The sequence below is a fragment of the Klebsiella sp. 1SOBk10mer genome, assembly GCF_046602535.1.
Taxonomy (GTDB): Bacteria; Pseudomonadota; Gammaproteobacteria; order Enterobacterales; family Enterobacteriaceae; genus Klebsiella; species Klebsiella quasipneumoniae.
The window spans coordinates 95,471-114,144 of the sequence record NZ_JBKIUP010000002.1; the positions used below are offsets into that span (position 1 = coordinate 95,471).

At 58.2% G+C, this 18,674-nt stretch carries 15 protein-coding genes; 9 read left to right on the plus strand and 6 right to left on the minus strand.

The window, feature by feature from the left end; translation table 11 throughout:
- The first annotated feature begins 42 nt into the window (after positions 1-42).
- From cydD to infA, 4 genes are all read left to right on the plus strand, one after another.
- Complete coding sequence (gene cydD, locus ACLH1I_RS06210) at positions 43-1,809, plus strand: heme ABC transporter permease/ATP-binding protein CydD (protein ID WP_017899437.1); 1,767 nt, start codon at positions 43-45, stop codon at positions 1,807-1,809.
- Complete coding sequence (gene cydC / locus ACLH1I_RS06215; RefSeq protein ID WP_198079577.1) at positions 1,810-3,531, plus strand: heme ABC transporter ATP-binding protein/permease CydC; 1,722 nt, start codon at positions 1,810-1,812, stop codon at positions 3,529-3,531.
- 39 nt (positions 3,532-3,570) lie between these two features.
- Complete coding sequence (aat, locus tag ACLH1I_RS06220; RefSeq protein ID WP_053810603.1) at positions 3,571-4,275, plus strand: leucyl/phenylalanyl-tRNA--protein transferase; 705 nt, start codon at positions 3,571-3,573, stop codon at positions 4,273-4,275.
- Between the two features lie 350 nt (positions 4,276-4,625).
- Positions 4,626-4,844 (plus strand): translation initiation factor IF-1, encoded by a 219-nt coding sequence (infA, locus tag ACLH1I_RS06225; protein ID WP_001040187.1) that lies wholly within the window; start codon positions 4,626-4,628, stop codon positions 4,842-4,844.
- 123 nt (positions 4,845-4,967) lie between these two features.
- Here infA and clpA read toward each other — a convergent pair whose 3' ends face one another.
- Together clpA and clpS are read right to left on the minus strand one after the other, a co-directional pair.
- A complete protein-coding gene (gene clpA, locus ACLH1I_RS06230; protein ID WP_198079575.1) occupies positions 4,968-7,247 on the minus strand; it encodes an ATP-dependent Clp protease ATP-binding subunit ClpA in 2,280 nt (759 codons plus the stop codon).
- 30 nt (positions 7,248-7,277) lie between these two features.
- Positions 7,278-7,595 carry an ATP-dependent Clp protease adapter ClpS gene (clpS, locus tag ACLH1I_RS06235; protein WP_002896520.1) on the minus strand — a complete coding sequence of 106 codons (318 nt, stop codon included), beginning with the start codon at positions 7,593-7,595 and terminating at the stop codon, positions 7,278-7,280.
- Between the two features lie 325 nt (positions 7,596-7,920).
- Here clpS and cspD point away from each other — a divergent pair, with 325 nt between their 5' ends.
- Entirely contained in the window at positions 7,921-8,142 is a 222-nt protein-coding gene (gene cspD / locus ACLH1I_RS06240) for a cold shock-like protein CspD (protein ID WP_002896516.1), read from the plus strand.
- A gap of 76 nt (positions 8,143-8,218) precedes the next feature.
- Here the strand turns inward: cspD and macB are convergent, their stop codons facing one another.
- From macB to ACLH1I_RS06255, 3 genes are all read right to left on the minus strand, one after another.
- On the minus strand, positions 8,219-10,159 hold the full coding sequence (gene macB / locus ACLH1I_RS06245) for a macrolide ABC transporter ATP-binding protein/permease MacB (RefSeq protein ID WP_064794447.1): 1,941 nt from the start codon (positions 10,157-10,159) through the stop codon (positions 8,219-8,221).
- Positions 10,156-11,271 carry a macrolide transporter subunit MacA gene (gene macA, locus ACLH1I_RS06250; protein WP_198079573.1) on the minus strand — a complete coding sequence of 372 codons (1,116 nt, stop codon included), beginning with the start codon at positions 11,269-11,271 and terminating at the stop codon, positions 10,156-10,158. The genes macB and macA overlap by 4 nt, the downstream gene beginning before the upstream one ends.
- 146 nt (positions 11,272-11,417) lie before the next feature.
- On the minus strand, positions 11,418-13,076 hold the full coding sequence (locus tag ACLH1I_RS06255) for an ATP-dependent endonuclease (protein WP_023320055.1): 1,659 nt from the start codon (positions 13,074-13,076) through the stop codon (positions 11,418-11,420).
- A 419-nt stretch (positions 13,077-13,495) separates the two neighbouring features.
- Between ACLH1I_RS06255 and aqpZ the strand changes: the two genes are divergently transcribed.
- From aqpZ to hcr, 4 genes are all read left to right on the plus strand, one after another.
- Complete coding sequence (gene aqpZ, locus ACLH1I_RS06260; RefSeq protein WP_004201355.1) at positions 13,496-14,191, plus strand: aquaporin Z; 696 nt, start codon at positions 13,496-13,498, stop codon at positions 14,189-14,191.
- A 114-nt stretch (positions 14,192-14,305) separates the two neighbouring features.
- Entirely contained in the window at positions 14,306-15,205 is a 900-nt protein-coding gene (locus ACLH1I_RS06265) for a lysine exporter LysO family protein (RefSeq protein WP_004201354.1), read from the plus strand.
- Between the two features lie 143 nt (positions 15,206-15,348).
- Positions 15,349-17,001 carry a hydroxylamine reductase gene (gene hcp / locus ACLH1I_RS06270; RefSeq protein WP_004201352.1) on the plus strand — a complete coding sequence of 551 codons (1,653 nt, stop codon included), beginning with the start codon at positions 15,349-15,351 and terminating at the stop codon, positions 16,999-17,001.
- Between the two features lie 10 nt (positions 17,002-17,011).
- Positions 17,012-17,980: an NADH oxidoreductase gene (gene hcr, locus ACLH1I_RS06275; protein WP_064178110.1), complete on the plus strand. Its 969-nt coding sequence runs from the start codon at positions 17,012-17,014 to the stop codon at positions 17,978-17,980.
- Positions 17,981-18,186: 206 nt separating this feature from the next.
- On the opposite strand, the gene ACLH1I_RS06280 is transcribed toward hcr, so the two are convergent.
- The gene (locus ACLH1I_RS06280; RefSeq protein ID WP_049092393.1) at positions 18,187-18,621 is read right to left on the minus strand and encodes a DoxX family protein; all 435 of its coding nucleotides are present in this window, start codon (positions 18,619-18,621) and stop codon (positions 18,187-18,189) included.
- Between the last annotated feature and the right edge of the window lie 53 nt (positions 18,622-18,674).

Sequence of the window (18,674 nt, forward strand, 5' to 3'; positions counted from 1 at the left end):
GCCGTGCCCAATATTCCGATAACGACACCTGCAAAGCGCGCAATGAATAAAACCCGTCAACAAGAGTTAACCCGCTGGTTAAAACAGCAAAGCATTATCTCCCGTCGCTGGTTGATGATTTCCCGCCTCCTTGGCGTGGCGAGCGGTCTGCTGATCGTGGCGCAGGCCTGGTTCCTGGCGCGGATCCTGCATCGGATGGTGATGGAGAATATTCCTGCGACCGCCCTGCTGCTGCCGCTAACCCTGCTGGTGCTGACCTTTGTGCTGCGCGCCTGGGTGGTCTGGCTGCGTGAACGGGTCGGCTTTCAGGCCGGGCAGCATATTCGCTATGAAATTCGCCGCCAGGTGCTCGACCGCCTCCAGCAGGCGGGCCCGGCGTGGATCCAGGGCAAACCGGCTGGCAGCTGGGCTACGCTTATCCTCGAGCAGATCGACGATATGCATGACTATTATGCCCGCTACCTGCCGCAAATGACGCTGGCGGCCTGCGTGCCGCTGCTGATCGTCATCACTATTTTCCCGATAAACTGGGCCGCCGCGCTGATCCTCCTCGGCACTGCGCCGCTGATCCCCTTGTTCATGGCCCTGGTTGGGATGGGCGCCGCCGATGCCAACCGGCGTAATTTCCAGGCGCTGGCCCGCCTCAGCGGCCACTTCCTCGACCGCCTGCGCGGCATGGAAACCTTGCGTATTTTTCACCGCGGTCAGGCCGAAACGGATAATATTCGCGACGCCTCGCAGGATTTTCGCCAACGCACCATGGAAGTCCTGCGCCTGGCGTTCCTCTCCTCCGGGGTACTGGAATTTTTCACCTCGCTCTCCATTGCGCTGGTAGCGGTTTATTTCGGCTTCTCATACCTTGGCGAGCTTAACTTCGGCCACTATGGCGCGGGCGTCACGCTGATGGCGGGCTTCCTGACGCTGATCCTCGCCCCGGAGTTTTTCCAGCCATTACGTGACCTGGGCACCTTCTACCATGCCAAAGCCCAGGCCGTCGGCGCTGCGGACAGTCTGAAAACGTTTATGGAAACCCCGCTGACCCAGGTGGAGCGTGGCGAAAAAACCTTAAATGACAACGATCTGATTGGCGTGGAAGCGCGCGATCTGCTGATTAAATCTCCCGAAGGGAAAGTCCTCGCCGGGCCGCTGACCTTTTCACTGCCTGCAGGCGCGCGGGTGGTGCTGGTGGGGCAGAGCGGCTCAGGGAAAAGTTCACTACTGAACACCCTGCTCGGCTTTTTGCCCTATGAGGGTTCGCTGAAGGTCAATGGCGTGGAGCTGCGAGAGCTGGACGCCGATCGCTGGCGTCGCCTGTTAAGCTGGGTGGGGCAGAATCCCCAGCTTCCTGCCGCCACGCTGCGGGAAAATGTGCTGCTGGCGTGGCCGGAAGCCAGCGATGCCCAGCTTCGACTGGCGCTGGACAAGGCCTGGGTGAGCGAGTTTATCGCTCTGCTGCCGGATGGGATCCATACCGCCGTGGGCGATCAGGCGGGCCGTCTGTCGGTCGGCCAGGCGCAGCGTATCGCGGTCGCCCGCGCGCTGTTGGTGCCGTGCCGCCTGCTGCTGCTGGATGAACCCGCCGCCAGCCTCGACGCCCATAGCGAACAACGGGTCATGCAGGCATTGACCCACGCCTCCACCCAGCAAACCACGCTGCTGGTTACCCATCAGCTTGAGGGACTGGCGGACTGGGATGCCGTCTGGGTGATGCAGGACGGACAGATTATCGAACAAGGCGACTACGCCACGCTGGCCCGCGCCGGCGGGGTCTTCTCGGCGCTGCTGGCCCATCGTCAGGAGGAGATTTAAATGCGCGCGCTCTTACCCTATCTGGCACTGTACAAACGCCACAAATGGATGCTGCTGCTCGGCATCGTACTGGCTATTGTGACCCTGCTGGCCAGTATCGGCCTGCTGACGCTCTCCGGCTGGTTTCTCTCCGCCTCTGCGGTGGTGGGCGTCGCCGGGATCTACAGTTTTAACTATATGCTGCCCGCCGCGGGCGTTCGCGGCGCAGCGATTATCCGGACCGCCGGACGCTACTTCGAGCGTCTGGTCAGCCACGACGCCACCTTCCGCGTGCTACAGCACCTGCGCGTCTTCACCTTCAGCAAACTACTCCCCCTCTCTCCGGCGGGGCTGGCGCGCTTTCGCCAGGGTGAACTGCTCAACCGCGTGGTAGCCGACGTCGACACCCTGGATCATCTCTACCTGCGGGTCATTTCGCCGCTGGTCGGCGCGCTGGTGGTGATTGTGGTGGTGACCTGCGGATTAAGCCTGCTCGATGTCACCCTCGCGCTAACGCTCGGCGGTATCATGCTGGTGACCGTGCTGGTTATGCCGCCGCTGTTCTATCGCGCCGGTAAACCGGCCGGAGAGAGTATGACCCAGCTGCGCGGCCAGTATCGGCAACAGCTTACCGCCTGGCTGCAGGGCCAGGCGGAGCTGATGGTGTTTAACGCCAGCGACCGCTATCGCGCGCAAATGGAAAAGACCGAGCTCAGTTGGCAGGAGGCGCAGCGTCGCCAGGCCGAGCTGACCGCGCTTTCGCAGGCGCTGATGCTGTTGATCGGCGGTATCGCCGTGGTGGCCATGCTCTGGCTGGCCTCAGATGGCGTCGGCGGCAACAGTCAGCCCGGGGCGCTGATCGCCCTGTTCGTCTTCTGCGCCCTGGCGGCTTTCGAAGCCCTGGCGCCCGTCACCGGCGCTTTCCAGCATTTAGGTCAGGTGATCGCCTCCGCGCTGCGGATCTCGCAGATCACTGACCAGCAGCCGGAAGTCTCCTTCGTCGAGGGCGAGGCCTGCAAGCCTGCGCAGGTGGCCTTAGATTTCAGGCTGGTCACCTTCCGCTACCCGCAGCAGCCCTCCCCCGCTCTGGAGAACATCTCCCTGCAGATTGCCGCCCGGGAACATATTGCTATTCTTGGCCGAACCGGCTGCGGAAAGTCGACGCTGTTGCAGTTACTCACCCGCGCATGGGATCCGACACAGGGTGAAATATTGCTCAACGACCAGCCGCTGTCCGGGCTCAGCGAAGCCACCCTGCGGCAGTCAATGAGCGTGGTGCCGCAGCGCGTGCACCTGTTCAGCGCCACCCTGCGCGACAACCTGCTGCTGGCGGCGCCTGAGGCTGATGACACTCTGCTCTGCGCCACCCTTGAGAAGGTAGGCCTGGAAAAACTGCTGGAAGATGGCGGGCTCAACGGCTGGTTGGGCGAAGGCGGACGCCAGCTTTCCGGCGGCGAACTGCGCCGGCTGGCCATTGCCCGCGCGCTGCTCCACGATGCGCCGCTGATGCTGCTGGACGAACCGACAGAAGGTCTGGATGCGGCCACCGAAAGCCAGATCCTGCATCTGCTGGCGGAAGTCTTACGCGAGAAAACCGTGCTGATGGTCACCCACCGCCTGCGAGGCCTGGCGCGTTTTAATCAGATAATAGTCATGGACAACGGCCAGATAATTGAGCAAGGTAGTCACGCGGAGCTGCTCGCTAAACAGGGCCGGTACTTCCAGTTTAAACAGCGTCTGTAGGCTATTATCTAATTTTTGCTGATGCGTATTGAGGTTAAAATGCGTCTGGTTCAGCTCTCCCGGCATTCTATCGCCTTCCCTTCTCCGGAAGGCGCCCTGCGTGAACCTAACGGCCTGCTGGCGCTCGGCGGCGATCTGAGCCCCGCGCGCCTGCTGATGGCCTATCAGCGTGGTATTTTTCCCTGGTTTTCCCCCGGCGACCCGATCCTCTGGTGGTCGCCCGATCCCCGCGCGGTGCTCTGGCCGGAACAGTTCCATCTCAGCCGCAGCATGAAGCGCTTTCATCAGCGTTCGCCCTACCGCGTCACGCTCAACCACGCCTTTGGCGAGGTGATTGAGGGCTGCGCCAGCGATCGTGACGAAGGCACCTGGATAACCAGCAGCATCGTTCGCGCCTACCACCAGCTGCATGAGCTGGGGCATGCCCACTCCATTGAAGTCTGGCAGGAGAATACTCTGGTGGGGGGAATGTACGGCGTGGCACAGGGGGCGCTGTTTTGCGGTGAGTCGATGTTCAGCCGGGCGGAAAATGCCTCCAAAACCGCGCTGCTGGTATTTTGCCAGGACTTTGCGCAGAGCGGCGGTAAATTAATTGACTGTCAGGTGCTGAACAACCATACCGCATCATTAGGCGCGGTGGATATTCCCCGCCGCGATTATCTGGACTATCTGTCAGTATTACGCAGCTACCGTCTGCCCGAGCGATTTTGGGTACCGCGGGTGCTATTTCCGGGCGGACAATAAAATGTTTTCAGCACATTTTGCGTCAGGATGGTATAATTGCGCGGTAGAGTAGCTTCTGCCTGTTGCCCCGCTGCCGTTTGGGAATAATAAGAGTCAGATAACGCCCATCGTTCTGTCACTCCCCTTTACGTTTGCGCCTGTCACGCGGCATGGCCGTGTGTGTCCCGGGCAATGCGCCAAAACTACTTCGGCGATTCATACCCGTCATATTTCCATTGCCGGCGTGCTGACTGCGCGCCTTGCGGCAAGGTGAATGATTCAGGGTAGACACGTAAAACTTTACTTACATGATGAACTTCGGCATTATCTTGCCGGTTCAAAACTACGGTAGTGATACCCCAGAGGACTAGATGGCCAAAGAAGACAATATTGAAATGCAGGGCACCGTACTTGAAACGTTGCCTAACACTATGTTCCGCGTAGAACTGGAAAACGGTCACGTGGTAACCGCGCATATCTCCGGTAAAATGCGTAAAAACTACATCCGCATTCTGACGGGCGACAAAGTGACTGTTGAGCTGACCCCGTACGACCTGAGCAAAGGCCGCATTGTCTTCCGTAGTCGCTGATTGTTTTCGCCCTTAAGGCGTCAGATGCTGAAGGCCGGGATAATTCCCGGTCTTTTCATTTCTACCGCCAGTTGGCAAAAAAAAACCGGCCCCTGGCCGGTTTTTTACATTGAAGATATCGCCTTAATGGGCGGCTTCCGGTTTGTGCTTCGGCGCGCTCTGGAAGTCGTAGGTCAGCGTATTTTTCGCGCTGTCCAGAGAGACCGTCACCTGCCCGCCGTCGACCAGCGAGCCAAACAGCAGCTCGTTCGCCAGCGGTTTTTTCAGGTTGTCCTGAATGACGCGTCCCATTGGACGTGCCCCCATTGCCCGGTCGTAGCCTTTTTCCGCCAGCCAGTCGCGCGCTTCCTGGCTGACTTCCAGGGAGACACCTTTCTGATCCAGCTGAACCTGCAGCTCGACGATAAACTTGTCGACAACCTGATGGATCACCGTGGTGGAGAGGTGATCGAACCAGATGATGTTGTCGAGACGGTTACGGAACTCCGGCGTAAAGATCTTCTTGATCTCATCCATTGCGTCCAGACTGTTGTCCTGCTGGATAAGGCCAATCGATTTACGCTCGGTTTCCCGCACCCCGGCGTTGGTAGTCATCACCAGCACCACGTTGCGGAAGTCCGCTTTACGTCCGTTGTTATCGGTCAGCGTGCCGTTGTCCATCACCTGCAGCAGCAGGTTGAACACGTCCGGATGCGCTTTTTCGATCTCATCGAGCAGCAGCACCGCGTGCGGATGTTTTATCACCGCATCGGTCAGCAGCCCGCCCTGGTCGAAGCCGACGTAGCCCGGAGGCGCCCCGATTAAACGACTGACGGTATGACGTTCCATATATTCGGACATATCAAAACGCAGCAGCTCAATACCCAGCGCCTTCGCCAGCTGCACGGTCACTTCGGTTTTCCCCACCCCGGTCGGCCCGGCGAACAGGAATGAACCCACCGGCTTGTGCTCATGGCCCAGCCCGGCGCGCGCCATCTTGATGGCTTCCGTCAGCGCCTCGATGGCCTTATCCTGACCAAAGACCAGCATTTTCAGTCGATCGCCAAGGTTTTTCAGCGTATCGCGATCGCTGCGGGAGACGCTCTTCTCAGGGATCCGCGCAATGCGCGCCACCACGGACTCGATATCCGCCACATTGACCGTTTTCTTACGCTTGCTGACCGGCATTAAGCGCGCCCGCGCCCCCGCCTCGTCAATTACGTCAATCGCCTTATCCGGCAGATGGCGATCGTTAATGTATTTCACCGCCAGCTCAACCGCCGCACGCACCGCCTTGGCGGTATAACGCACATCGTGGTGCGCTTCGTACTTCGGCTTCAGGCCGTTGATAATCTGGACGGTCTCTTCCACCGACGGTTCGGTAATATCGATTTTCTGGAAACGGCGGGCCAGCGCACGATCTTTTTCAAAGATGTTGCTGAACTCCTGGTAAGTGGTGGAGCCAATCACCCGGATCTTGCCGCTGGAAAGCAGCGGTTTGATCAGGTTAGCCGCATCGACCTGGCCGCCAGACGCCGCTCCCGCACCGATGATGGTGTGGATCTCATCAATGAACAGGATGCTGTTGGTATCCTGCTCCAGCTGTTTCAGCAACGCTTTAAAGCGTTTTTCAAAATCGCCACGGTATTTCGTCCCGGCCAGCAGAGAACCAATATCAAGCGAGTAGATGGTGCAGTCAGCCATGACTTCCGGCACATCGCCCTGCACAATACGCCAGGCAAGGCCTTCGGCGATGGCGGTTTTACCGACGCCGGATTCCCCCACCAGCAGCGGGTTATTTTTACGCCGACGGCACAGCACCTGAATGGCGCGCTCCAGCTCTTTTTCACGGCCGATCAGGGGATCGATGCCGCCAACGCGAGCAAGCTGATTGAGGTTGGTGGTGAAGTTTTCCATACGTTCCTCCCCGCCGGCTTGCTCTTCATTGCCAGGCTGGCTTCCGCTGTTATCGGAAGACTGGCTCGGCTCATCTTTGCGTGTACCATGAGAAATGAAGTTCACCACATCGAGTCGGCTCACTTCATGTTTACGCAGCAGGTAGGCGGCCTGCGACTCCTGCTCGCTGAAAATGGCCACCAGCACGTTGGCGCCGGTCACTTCGCTGCGGCCAGAAGATTGCACGTGGAAAACGGCGCGCTGCAGCACACGCTGGAAGCTCAGCGTCGGCTGGGTGTCGCGCTCTTCTTCCGTGGCTGGCAGGACGGGTGTGGTTTGTTCGATGAAGGCTTCAAGTTCCTGACGCAATGCCACCAGGTCCACTGAACACGCTTCCAGGGCCTCACGGGCCGAGGGGTTGCTTAGCAGAGCCAGCAGCAAGTGCTCGACGGTCATAAACTCATGACGGTGCTCGCGCGCTCTGGCGAAAGCCATATTTAAACTGAGTTCCAGTTCTTGATTGAGCATAGGCACCTCCCCCAATTTTCATGCCTGAATTCAGGCTTTTTCCAGCGTACACAGCAATGGATGCTCGTTCTCCCTCGCGTACTGATTCACCATAGCGACTTTGGTCTCCGCCACTTCCGCGGTAAACACGCCACAAATCGCCTTACCTTCATAGTGAACCGTGAGCATCAGTTGCGTTGCACGTTCAACATCATAAGAAAAGAATTTTTGTAACACGTCAATAACAAACTCCATTGGAGTGTAGTCATCATTGACCAATATCACTTTATACATAGATGGCGGTTTAATCGCATCACGAACTTCGTCGTCAACCAGGTGCTCGAAGTCCAGCCAATCTCTCTTACTCATCGTCAGTGTTCATCATCGGTTGCTGTTGCCAACAGGCGGAGGCCTGTCGATGACCAGAGGTTATGCTCATCACAAATCTACAACAGATCATAGATAACTATCATCTATCGCTTCTATCCGCGACGGCTGTCACATTCCCCGGCAATAGCGTTAACTGCTTCAAATTTTGACGCATTTTTCGCCGTTCCCCCTCCTCAATCGCTTGACGCGTTTTCGTATTTCTCTAAATTGTAGTGGCGAGAGTTGGCGAGCAATTGAACAACTCGTCACTCCACCACCGGTTCATTCCATCTTACTAATAAAGATTTACGAAGGATGTCGAAGTATGGAAATGGGTACTGTTAAGTGGTTCAACAATGCCAAAGGGTTCGGTTTTATCTGCCCTGAGGGCGGCGGCGAAGACATTTTCGCCCATTACTCCACCATCCAGATGGATGGTTACAGAACGCTAAAAGCCGGACAAGCCGTTCGGTTTGATGTTCACCAGGGGCCAAAAGGCAACCACGCCAGCGTGATCGTCCCTGTGGAAGCGGAAACGGCTGCATAACTCTTTTGCTTCATTGTGTACATCCTGCTAATAAAATGCCAGTCCTTCTGACTGGCATTTTTATTTCTCATCCCGACTACTCCCGCGCCAGGGCATCCACCGGATCGAGCCGCGCCGCATTGCGCGCCGGCAGCCAGCCAAACAGCACCCCGGTTAACGTCGAACAGAGAAACGCCGTCACCAGCGCCAGCGGCGAAAAACCGATCTCCCAGCCCGGGAGAAACAGCTGAAGAATAAACGCGATCATCAGCGACAACGTTACCCCCAGCGCGCCGCCGACCAGGCAAACCAGCACCGCCTCGATGAGAAACTGCTGCAGCACATCGCTGGCCCGCGCGCCAACCGCCATGCGGATGCCGATCTCCCGCGTCCGTTCGGTCACCGACACCAGCATAATATTCATCACCCCAATCCCGCCGACCACCAGGGCGATCACCGCCACCAGTGTCAGGAACAGCTGTAAGGTATGTGTGGTCCTTTCGGCGGTTTTCAAGACGCTGTCCATATTCCAGGTGAATACATCTTTTTTACCATGCCGCAGCTCCAGCAGACGCAGCAGCTGTTTCTCTGCGGTTTCACTGTCGTAGCCTTCATGAACGCGCACAGTGATGGAGTTCAGCCACGACTGGCCCATCACTCTTCCCGCCATGGTGGTGTAAGGCAACCAGACGCGGAGAATTTTACTGCTGCCGAACATCGACTGCTTTTCATCCGCAACGCCAATCACCGTGGCCGGCATATTGCCCACCAGGATCACCTCGCCCACCACTTTCGCTTTATTGGGAAACAGCTGGCGACGGGTATTGCTGTCGAGCACCACCACCTGAGCCCGGCTGTTGAGCTGCAGTTCATTAAAGGTATTGCCCTCGCTGAAGGTCATGCCGTAAACATTAAAGTACTGCGGCCCGACCCCTTCCGCGCTGGCGGCAACGTCAATATTGTTGGCGCGCAGGCGCAGGCTTTTTGACACCGCCGGCGTAGCGGAACGCACCCACGGCTGTTTCTGGATCGCCAGCAAGTCGTCATACTTCAGCGCCTGTTGATAGCGCGGGTCGTCATCGCCAAAATCCTTACCAGGATACACATCAATGGTATTGGTGCCTATCGCGCGAATATCTGCCAGCACCATCTGCTTGGCGGCATCGCCCACCACAACGATCGACACCACCGAGGCAATCCCAATAATAATGCCGAGCATGGTCAGCAGGGTGCGCATTTTATTCGCCGCCATCGCCCGCCAGGCCATGACCAGCGCCTCGCGAAAGCCGCTGGTGAACTGACGCCACGCCGAGGGCTCCTCCTGCTGACGGGCGCGCAGCCCACCGCCCTGGCGGCTGGCGGAGGGATTGCGGACGATTTCGCCATCGCGGATCTCGACGATCCGCTCCGCCTGAGCGGCAACCTGCGGATCGTGAGTGACAATGATAACCGTATGGCCCTGCGCTTTCAGCTGATGCAGGATCGCCATCACCTCTTCGCCGGAATGGCTGTCCAGCGCGCCGGTGGGCTCATCGGCGAGGATCACTTCCCCACCATTCATCAGGGCGCGGGCGATACTGACCCGCTGCTGTTGGCCGCCGGACAGCTGCGACGGCTGATAGTCGGCGCGATCGCCAAGCCCCAGGCGCGCCAGCAGCTCATGCGCGCGCGCCAGGCGCGCCCGCCGTTCACTGCCGGCATACACCGCCGGCACTTCGACGTTCTGCGCGGCGGTCAGATGCGAAAGCAGGTGATAGCGTTGAAAGATAAAGCCAAAGTGTTCCCGCCGCAGACGGGCCAGCGCATCGCCATCCAGCTGTGCAATATCGGTTCCCGCCACCCGATAGGTGCCGCGGGTGGGTTTATCGAGGCAGCCAAGGATGTTCATCAGCGTTGATTTACCCGAGCCGGAGGCGCCCACGATCGCCACCATCTCCCCGGCATGGATACTGAGGGTGATCCCCTTGAGGACCTCAACGCTGCCGTCGCCGGAAGGATAGCTGCGACGAATATCACGCAGCTCGAGCAGGGCCGTCATTTTGCCGCCCCGCTCGCGCTCTCGCCGACGATCACCTCATCCCCCTCTTCAAGTTCCTGCACCACCGCGACGTCGGTATCATTGCGCGCGCCAATGACAATCTCACGCTCTTTGACCTCGCCGGTACGCAACAGCCGGACGTGGTAGCGGTTATCACCGACCGCATCACCCAGGGCGCTCAGCGGGATGGTGATCACGTTCTTCACCTCGGCCAGTTGGATATGCACCTGCGCGGTCATGTCGAGGCGCAGAATTCCCTGCGGGTTCGGGACCTCGAAGCGGGCATAATAGAAGATGGCGTCGTTGACTTTTTCCGGCGTCGGCAGAATGTCCTTCAGCTTGCCTTCATAGCGAGTTAGCGGGTCGCCCAGCACGGTAAACCACGCCTTTTGTCCCGGTCTGAGGTGGATGACATCCGCTTCGGAGACCTGCGCTTTCACCAGCATGGTGCTGAGGTCCGCCAGGGTCAGAATGTTCGGCGCCTGCTGGGCAGCGATCACCGTCTGTCCCTGCAGGGTAGTAATTTGCGTCACTTCACCAGCCATCGGCGCCAGGATCCGCGTGTAGTCGAGGTTGGTCTTCGCCGTGTCGAGCGTTGCCTGGTTGCGCTTAATTTGCGCTTCAATGGTGCCGATTTGCGCCTGTTTCACCGCCAGGTCGGTGGCCGCGGTATCGAGGTCTTGTCGCGAGACCAGCTGGCGCTGCGCCAGCTGCTGCTGACGGGCCAGGGTCACCTGCGCCAGCTTACTCTCCGCGCGCGCCTGATTGAGCTGGGCGCGCAGCTCCATCAACGTCGCCTCCACCTCTTTGATCTGGTTTTGCGCCTGCTCAGGATCGATAACCCCCAGCAGTTGGTCCTTTTTGACCTTATCGCCGATATTCACGTGCAGCGTCTTCAGCTGTCCGCTGACCTGGGCGCCGACGTCAACTTTTCGCAGGGCATCCAGCTTGCCGGTGGCCAGCACGCTCTGCTGGAGATCGCCTTTGCGCACCACCAGCGTCTGGTAGTGCGGTAGCGGCGCATTGAGAATCCGCCATCCCCAGACAGCCAGACCCAGCACAACGATCGCCAACAGCCACCAGACGGTCCTGCGTTTTCCCTTCACTTTCATATTCCGATTCCTGCTGTTTCCCTGCCGCTCCAGGCGGTGATTCTATCGAAACCCGTCGGCAACAGGACACCCATTTTTCGCGCCAATGATGTTTTGTTTAGCTGCCGGAGAGCTTTGCGCCGCCGAAATTCCCGACGGCGAAGAGATTAATCAGCGCGACCGCGGGCCAGCCACAGTACCCGCGAGAACATTTTTTTCAGCAGCGTCGGCACAGCGTCCACCCCACGGCGGCCGGCTTCCATTGCCACCTCAATCGCCAGGTCCGGCTTGGATGAGCGATGGATGGCCTTGGTGATCACCCGCCGCATATTCATGGGCACATTATCCGGGATCTGCGCCACCCGGTGGTAAACGTCATCAAATCCCTGACGATACATAAAGTGTTCCATATCCAGCGCCGGCAGAGCGGTCAGATGGTCGCGCTCCAGCTCGCGATCGTTATTCAGCAGACCGCGTACGGTCGCGGCATATTTTTTTCCTGCCTCATCGCCATCCACCAGCACGTGCCACTGGATCCCCATCCGGCGGGCGAATTTGATCAATGGCTTCAGGCCCGACTGGGCGAATTCAATCACTTTCACCCCTTCAGCATCAAAATGATGGCCGCACTGGCGGGCCAGCTCGTTGATAACCCAGGTTTCCGTCTCCCCCTCCACCAGCAGCCAACAGCGGGCGAAGAGCGATGAGGCGCGATTGAAGCGGATGTGAAAGGCAATGCGTCGACTCTCTTCGGCATTCATTCCGCCCGGCCCCAGCCGCCATGCCGACACCCGCGCCGATTCACGCACCAGCCGACAAACCTGCTCCACCGGCGTCAGGGACAGCAGCTCTCCGGAGTTGGTGGTGGTCACACGCTGCAACGGCAGCAAATTCAGCAGATGCCAGGCGACGGAGAGCATGATCGGGTGCAGGCGGGTCTCGGGATCCTCAATCAACAGCAGCGGCCGCGCGTCGCGATCGAGGCGCACCGTCCCTTTCGCCTGCAGCAGGGTAGCAAACAGCCCCAGCAGGATCACCCGATGGCTGCGCCCGCCGGGCTTGTCGATCATCCGGTTGATAATATCCAGGTAACGCCAGCTACGCTGCTCATCATGGGAACGTCGACGCATCAGGCGATGTCGCGTCTGGGCGCTGCTTTGCTCGGCAAAGTAATGCTCCAGCAGCTGCACCATGGCCGACAACCCCTGACGGATCTGACCGTCGGATAAATTTTGCGGATGGCTGACCAGCTCTCTGGAGAGAAAATCCAGCTGGCGGGCAGTGATCTCTATCTGCGGCGAGTGCGGTACCGTCCCGTTATGAATGCGCCGCATAAAGCGCGCGTCGCGCAGGCGCAGCACCGGCATCAAACGCACCAGGTGTCTGGCCAGCTCATCGATATCCTCCAGCGCCAGCGCTTCGCCTTCGCCATCGATAAAACTGCGCAGGGTCATCACGCTATCGTCATCGGCGAGTTCGCCTTCCAGGCGGTAGAACACCCGGTGATACCCGTCATCACAGGGCACCCAACAGCGCTGAAGCGGACGGAAACGCCGCACCCGATGGCGCCCCGGCTCGGTTTCACGAAAGGTCAGAATAATATGCAAATGGTGCTCGCGCCCCTGGATGTCGCCTGCGGGAAACCAGAAGTCATCGCGGACAAAGTGATAAAGATCGAACTCTGGCGACAAAAGCAGGGTCAGCGCATCAAGCAGACTGGACTTCCCCCACGCGTTCTCCCCGATCAGGACGTTATTTTGCTCCAGCATCAACGACAGACGATTGATACCGCGAAAACCGACGATTTCTACGCGCTCAAGAAGCATATCCCCTCCGCTACACCACCACTCTCCTTCAGTAATCAACAGTATAGCGAGGGCGGCGGCAAGATGACACTCCGCTTAATCACCTCTGCGCATCCTATTCAGGAGATTAAATATATTCATAAAATTACGCACTTATCGTCTATTAACGGCTATTGATTATTCATCAAACAAAATAGTTTTATTTCAGACGTTATGTTCTACACTATTGATAATCTTGGATGGATATAGGAAGAGTTAAACTGGCAAACGCAATCCCTTCACCTTGCCCTAAATCAAATAATATCAATATATTTAACTGGCTCTGGGATGGCGATTATCTCTAGAATAACGCCGCTTTATTTTTATCGTCGTCCCTTATCACGATAAATAAAGACCGGCACGGTCCGCTCGTGCGCGTATACATTTAAATTGAGGTGGTTATGTTCAGAAAATTAGCAGCCGAATGCTTCGGCACCTTCTGGCTTGTATTTGGCGGCTGCGGTAGCGCCGTACTTGCCGCAGCATTTCCCGAGTTGGGTATCGGTTTTGCCGGCGTGGCGCTGGCATTTGGTTTAACCGTATTAACCATGGCGTATGCGGTTGGCCATATTTCCGGCGGTCATTTCAACCCGGCGGTAACCTTAGGCCTGTGGGCCGGTGGTCGTTTCCCGGCGAAAGAGGTCATTGGCTATATTATCGCCCAGGTGGTCGGCGGAATTATTGCCGCCGCGGTGCTGTACGTGGTGGCCAGCGGTAAAGCCGGATTTGATGCCGCCGCCAGCGGCTTTGCCTCAAACGGCTATGGCGAACACTCCCCGGGCGGCTTCTCTATGCTGTCGGCTATCGTTATTGAAATCGTACTGACCTGCGGCTTCCTGCTGGTTATCCATGGCGCGACCGACAAACACGCGCCGGCGGGCTTCGCGCCGATCGCTATCGGCCTGGCGCTGACTCTCATCCATTTAATCAGCATTCCGGTCACCAACACTTCCGTCAACCCGGCGCGCAGCACCGCGGTGGCGATTTTCCAGGGCGGTTGGGCGCTGCAGCAGCTGTGGCTGTTCTGGGTCATGCCGATCGTCGGCGGGATCCTTGGCGGCGTGCTGTACCGCACTCTGCTGGAAAAACGCGATTAATCCTTTCTAAGCCCGGGTCTCCGGGCTTTTTCTTTCTGGCGACAGCTTTACTCGGCCCGGCTATTTGGGTAGTGTCATGAGCGCTATTCTCATCATGCAAGGGCTGCATCGTTCATGTTCTCGGGACTGTTCATCATTCTGTTGCCGCTGGTCGTCGGCTATTTACTGCCTCTTCGTCACTCCTCTGCGCTAAAACTGATTCACCGGATGCTGAGCTGGATTGTCTATGTGATCCTCTTTTTTATGGGTATCAGCCTGGCGTTTCTCGACAATCTGGCCAGCAATCTGCTGGCGATATTGCATTACGCCGCGGTGAGCGTGGTCATCATTTTACTGTGTAATATTACCGCTCTGCTGTGGCTGGAAAGAAAAATGCCCTGGCGCAGTCTGCATCGTCAGGAGAAATTACCCTCGCGCCTGGCCATGGCCCTGGAATCACTCCAGCTGTGCGGGGTGGTGGTCCTCGGTTTTTTGCTTGGCCTGACCGGCCTGCCTTTTTTACAACACGCCACCGAAGCCAGCGAATATACGCTGATCTTTCTCCTGTTCCTCGTCGGTATTCAATTACGCAATAATGGAATGAGTCTGCGACAAATAGTCCTTAACCGCCGGGGAATGATCGTCGCCGTGGTGGTCACGATCAGTTCATTACTCGGCGGCATCCTCAACGCCTTTATTCTGGATTTGCCGCTAAAGACCGGTCTGGCGATGGCCAGCGGCTTCGGCTGGTATTCACTCTCCGGTATTTTACTGACCGAATCCTTTGGCCCGGTAATCGGCAGCGCGGCGTTCTTTAACGACCTGTGCCGCGAGCTGCTGGCCATCATGTTAATTCCGGGCCTGATTCGCCGAAGCCGCTCCACGGCGCTGGGTCTGTGCGGCGCCACCTCCATGGACTTCACCTTACCGGTGCTGCAGCGTTCCGGCGGCGTGGAGATCGTCCCTGCCGCCATCGTACACGGTTTTCTGCTGAGCCTGCTGGTCCCGATCCTGATCGCCTTTTTTGCCGCCTGAGTAGGCGCTGGCGGCAGACTTCCTGCCGCCAATTTTGCGCTAAATCAATCTCCCTTTAAGTTGTATCAGAAATACCTTTTCTCCTCACGCGCTCGGGCATAACCTTAAACATGTATATCAAATATAACTTTAAAGGTGTGACCATGTTTTGTGTGCAATGTGAACAAACCATTCGTACCCCGGCCGGCAACGGCTGCTCTTACGCGCAGGGGATGTGCGGTAAAACAGCGGAAACCTCCGATCTACAGGATCTGCTGATTGCGTCACTGCAAGGCCTCTCCGCCTGGGCGCTTAAGGCCCGCGAATATGGCATTATCGATCATGAGGTCGACAGCTTCGCCCCCCGCGCCTTCTTCTCTACGCTAACTAACGTCAATTTCGATTCTCCGCGCATCGTCGGCTATGCCCGTCAGGCGATTGCCATGCGTGAGGCGCTGAAAGCGCAGTGCCTGGACCTTGATGCCAGCGCCAAAGTTGACAGCCCGGTGGCCGACCTGCAGCTGGTCGGCGACGATCTGGGTGACCTGCAGCGTCAGGCGGCAGACTATGCCCCGAATAAAGATAAAGCCGCTATCGGCGAGAATATCCTCGGCCTGCGCCTGCTGTGCCTGTACGGCCTGAAAGGCGCGGCAGCTTATATGGAACACGCGCACGTGCTCGGCCAGTACGACAACGCCATTTATGCCCAGTACCACAAGATCATGGCGTGGCTGGGCACCTGGCCTGCGGATATGAATGCGCTGCTCGAATGTTCGATGGAAATCGGCCAGATGAACTTCAAAGTGATGAGCATCCTTGACGCCGGCGAAACCACCAAATATGGCCACCCAACGCCGACTCAGGTCAACGTAAAAGCCACCGCAGGTAAATGTATCCTGATCTCTGGCCACGACCTGAAAGATCTCTATAACCTGCTGGAGCAGACGGAAGGCACCGGCGTCAATGTCTATACCCACGGCGAAATGCTGCCGGCGCACGGCTATCCGGAGCTGCGTAAATTCAAACATCTGATCGGCAACTACGGCAGCGGCTGGCAGAACCAGCAGGTGGAATTCGCCCGCTTCCCAGGCCCCATCGTGATGACCTCTAACTGCATCATCGATCCCACCGTCGGCGCTTACGACGATCGCATCTGGACCCGCAGCATCGTCGGCTGGCCGGGCGTGAACCACCTGGAAGGCGAAGACTTCTCCCCGGTCATTGCCCAGGCGCAGCAGATGGCGGGCTTCCCGTACAGCGAAATCCCGCATCTGATCACCGTCGGCTTTGGCCGTCAGACCCTGCTCGGCGCGGCGGATACGCTGATCGATCTGGTCAGCCGTGAAAAACTGCGCCATATCTTCCTCGTCGGCGGCTGCGACGGCGCGCGCGGGGAACGTAACTATTTCACCGATTTTGCCACCAGCGTGCCGGATGACTGCCTGATCCTGACGCTGGCCTGCGGTAAATACCGCTTTAACAAGCTGGATTTCGGCGATATCGAAGGCCTACCGCGTCTGGTCGACGCTGGTCAGTGTAATGATGCCTATTCGGCGATTATTCTGGCGGTCACGCTGGCGGAAAAACTGGGCTGCGGCGTCAACGATCTGCCGCTGTCGCTGGTGCTCTCCTGGTTCGAACAGAAAGCGATTGTCATCCTGCTGACGCTGCTGTCTCTCGGCGTGAAAAATATCGTCACCGGCCCGACGGCGCCAGGCTTCTTCACTCCGGATCTGCTGGCTGTCCTCAATGAGAAGTTTGGTCTGCGTTCCGTGACCACCGTGGAACAAGATATGCAGCAGCTGCTGAGCGCGTAAGGAGTCCCTGATGACCATGCCAACTTCGCAATGCCCGTGGCGGATGCAGGTTCACCACATTCACCAGGAAACCCCGGACGTGTGGACCCTTTCGCTGCTGTGCCACGATTACTATCCGTATCGCGCCGGGCAGTACGCCCTGGTCAGCGTGCGTGATTCCGCGGAAACGCTGCGCGCCTACACCCTCTCCTCCACGCCGGGGGTCAGCGAGTATATTACGCTGACCGTTCGCCGCATTAACGAGGGCGCGGGTTCACAATGGTTAACCCACGAGGTCAAACGCGGCGATTATCTTTGGCTGTCCGATGCGATGGGCGAGTTTATCTGCGACGATAAAGCAGAAGATAAATTCCTGCTGCTGGCCGCCGGCTGCGGGGTGACGCCGATAATGTCGATGCGCCGCTGGCTGGCGAAGTACCGCCCGCTGGCAGACGTGCAAGTGATCTATAGCGTTCGTTCGCCGGAGGATGTGATCTTTGCCGAGGAGTGGCGCAACTATCCGGTTACCCTGGTGGCGGAGCACAACGCAACGCACGGTTTTGTCGCCGGCCGTCTGACCCTGGAGCTACTGCAGAGCGTGCCGGATATCGCCAGCCGCACCGTGATGACCTGCGGGCCAGCGCCGTATATGGAGAAGGTTGAGCAGGACGTGGCCGCCCTGGGTGTCACCCGCTTCTTTAAGGAGAAGTTCTTCACACCGGTGGCAGAGGCCGCCACCAGCGGGCTGAAATTCACCAAACTGCAGCCGGCGAGAGAGTTTTACGCGCCGGTGGGCACCACCCTGCTCGAGGCGCTGGAGAGCAATCAGGTGCCGGTGACCGTCGCCTGCCGCGCCGGCGTCTGCGGCTGCTGCAAAACCAGAGTCGTTTCCGGGGAGTATAGCGTCACCAGCACCATGACGCTGACCGAAGATGAAATCGCCGACGGCTATGTGCTGGCCTGCTCCTGTCGCCCGCAGAGCGATCTGGTTCTCGCCTGAGGTCAAAATCCCCGGTGGCGCTACCGCTTACCGGGGCTACAGCGCTGTGCGATTTGGTAGCCCGGAGAAGGCGCAATGCGCCGCCTCCGGGAAAACCCCTGGCGACAATAAACTCTCAGGCGACATGAGATAAACGCTTTCCCGGACTGAAAAGCGGCAAACCGACAACAGTATCGACTTTACGCCCCAGGACGAATGAGGCATTTTTACCGCCAGACCGACTGACCGGCCAGCGAGTAACGCCCGGCGCCCAAAAGCGCAATCGCCAGCGCGCCAACAAAGAAATAGACCAGATTCTCGATCGCCCACGCCCCCACCGCATCAAGCGCAAATGTCTTGCCGAGACCGACCATCAGCCACGCCACCACCATGGTGAAAGCCAACACCAGCGCCGCAGGGCGCGTCAGGATGCCGACAATCAACAAACAGGGGGCGACCACTTCCCCCGCCAGCACACCGTAGGCGATAAACCCCGGCAACCCCTTCGCCACCAGCATCCCGCTAATGCCATCCACGCCATCCAGCAGCTTGTGCAAACCGTGAAACAGCATTAACCCGCCGACGGCGAGTCGTAACAAGAGTTTACCGGCGTCTTCATGCGACAGCGTTCTGTTTACTGCGTTTAACAATCCCTTAACCATTTGATGTGCTTCCTGTTTTACACCCTGTGAGATCCCAGAGTATGCCCAATGCT

Coding starts and splice junctions, on each gene's coding strand:
- cydD (WP_017899437.1), top strand. CDS start 43: ATGAATAAAACCCGTCAACAAGAGTTAACCCGCTGGTTAAAACAGCAA.
- cydC (WP_198079577.1), top strand. CDS start 1,810: ATGCGCGCGCTCTTACCCTATCTGGCACTGTACAAACGCCACAAATGG.
- aat (WP_053810603.1), top strand. CDS start 3,571: ATGCGTCTGGTTCAGCTCTCCCGGCATTCTATCGCCTTCCCTTCTCCG.
- infA (WP_001040187.1), top strand. CDS start 4,626: ATGGCCAAAGAAGACAATATTGAAATGCAGGGCACCGTACTTGAAACG.
- clpA (WP_198079575.1), bottom strand. CDS start 7,247: ATGCTCAATCAAGAACTGGAACTCAGTTTAAATATGGCTTTCGCCAGA.
- clpS (WP_002896520.1), bottom strand. CDS start 7,595: ATGAGTAAGAGAGATTGGCTGGACTTCGAGCACCTGGTTGACGACGAA.
- cspD (WP_002896516.1), top strand. CDS start 7,921: ATGGAAATGGGTACTGTTAAGTGGTTCAACAATGCCAAAGGGTTCGGT.
- macB (WP_064794447.1), bottom strand. CDS start 10,159: ATGACGGCCCTGCTCGAGCTGCGTGATATTCGTCGCAGCTATCCTTCC.
- macA (WP_198079573.1), bottom strand. CDS start 11,271: ATGAAAGTGAAGGGAAAACGCAGGACCGTCTGGTGGCTGTTGGCGATC.
- ACLH1I_RS06255 (WP_023320055.1), bottom strand. CDS start 13,076: ATGCTTCTTGAGCGCGTAGAAATCGTCGGTTTTCGCGGTATCAATCGT.
- aqpZ (WP_004201355.1), top strand. CDS start 13,496: ATGTTCAGAAAATTAGCAGCCGAATGCTTCGGCACCTTCTGGCTTGTA.
- ACLH1I_RS06265 (WP_004201354.1), top strand. CDS start 14,306: ATGTTCTCGGGACTGTTCATCATTCTGTTGCCGCTGGTCGTCGGCTAT.
- hcp (WP_004201352.1), top strand. CDS start 15,349: ATGTTTTGTGTGCAATGTGAACAAACCATTCGTACCCCGGCCGGCAAC.
- hcr (WP_064178110.1), top strand. CDS start 17,012: ATGACCATGCCAACTTCGCAATGCCCGTGGCGGATGCAGGTTCACCAC.
- ACLH1I_RS06280 (WP_049092393.1), bottom strand. CDS start 18,621: ATGGTTAAGGGATTGTTAAACGCAGTAAACAGAACGCTGTCGCATGAA.